Origin of the sequence: Nostoc sp. DedSLP03, assembly GCF_034530815.1 — a bacterium.
Lineage (GTDB): Bacteria > Cyanobacteriota > Cyanobacteriia > Cyanobacteriales > Nostocaceae > Nostoc.
The window spans coordinates 1-1,332 of the sequence record NZ_JAVRCK010000241.1 but is presented as its reverse complement, the minus strand read 5'-3'; the positions used below and the strand labels follow the sequence as shown (position 1 = coordinate 1,332).

2 protein-coding genes are annotated in these 1,332 nt (G+C 45.3%); one reads left to right on the top strand and one right to left on the bottom strand.

Features of this window, described 5'->3' with window-relative positions:
• Positions 1-142 precede the first annotated feature (142 nt).
• Entirely contained in the window at positions 143-871 is a 729-nt protein-coding gene (locus RM368_RS38560; protein ID WP_322698947.1) for a hypothetical protein, read from the top strand.
• A gap of 56 nt (positions 872-927) precedes the next feature.
• Here RM368_RS38560 and RM368_RS38555 read toward each other — a convergent pair.
• A partial coding sequence (locus RM368_RS38555) for a hypothetical protein (protein ID WP_322698946.1) occupies positions 928-1,332 on the bottom strand: 405 nt, incomplete at its 5' end.

Sequence of the window (1,332 nt, the reverse complement as noted above, 5' to 3'; positions counted from 1 at the left end):
ATAGACCTTGTAATAAAAAATGCTTCAACTATCAATGAAGCAGTGAAATTACAATTATCAGCTTTTAATTTTCAACTTACTTGATTGTTGATACAAAAAAAGGCCGCGCCAACGGCCATGAATTTTAGAATCCACAAACATTATGAAACATAATTCTGATGTGCCTGGGCAATTAGCATTATTTGCGATTGCACCAACAGTTGAAACAAGGACTACCATTCACGATCCTTACTGGGATGAAGTAGGAACCGCTCCCGAACACCCCCAACCAGAAACCAGATGGAATCCTGCGGACTTTGGGGAAGTTCCTCATAAGGTAAGTGACAATGGACAACTGACAATTTTCTTTGATGACAGCGATGAGCCACCAGACCCGGACGACTATTTAACCCTGGATGATTACGAGCAAGCTTGGGCTGAATGGGAGTCAACTGTTCGGGAGCATGATACACAGGCTTCTGTATTAGTCAGTGAAGACTCGGAAAAAATCGCGGGCGATCGCCAGCTCTTTGTTCGGGAGCATGATACACAACAAGTTGCTCCCGAACACAGTATATTGGGAGTACCTTGCTCCCCTGCTCCCGAACACACTCATTGGGTTGAGAAGTACTGGGTTAAACGTGGCAACAGCAAACATAACTATTACCGTTACTGCTGGATGTCGGGTAGGAAGATTCACCACTGTCATATTTCAGGTGGCAGCACGGCATCACCTCTAGCTGTGCAGCGCCGGGAAGTTGTGGAAATTGCGATCGCAGATGGTAAATTACCATTTGAAATCGAGAAACTAATCCGAGGCTGGAAGAATGAATCGCCCACCATGCCCAAGGTGCAACCAAACAACACTAATTTTCAAAAACGGAACCTATAAATTGTCTGATCAGACAGTAGTGCAAAGGTGGTTTTGTCAGCGATGCCGCAAAGCCTTTACTCCTGCAACAGTTCAGGAGATTGGCGCAGCAGTTCTTGAAGCTTCCGCAGCTCATCCCAGGTGCGAGATGTAATGTTTGGTTTCGCAAAAAGTTGTGTAGAGCGGTAATTCTTGGTTCTCCAAGCGATGTAGCGGTCAATTATCTGTAAAAAATCCCCTGAATCGGGGATGGCATAACTTTGATCGTTTATCAGTTTGGAATCAACAGACCTAGCGTAAACCGAAATGTTGTCTTTGAGCGCAATCGGTACGCGAATAGAGGTAGTTTTCCCACTGCGCCAAGTGCTGCCTGATTTCCAGGTTGTGCGAGTCCGTCCCATAAGAAGAGAAAATGCCGTGTAACACGGCAATATTACCACTAACTCCCAATGCTCAATGACGAATGACGAATGACGAATGAC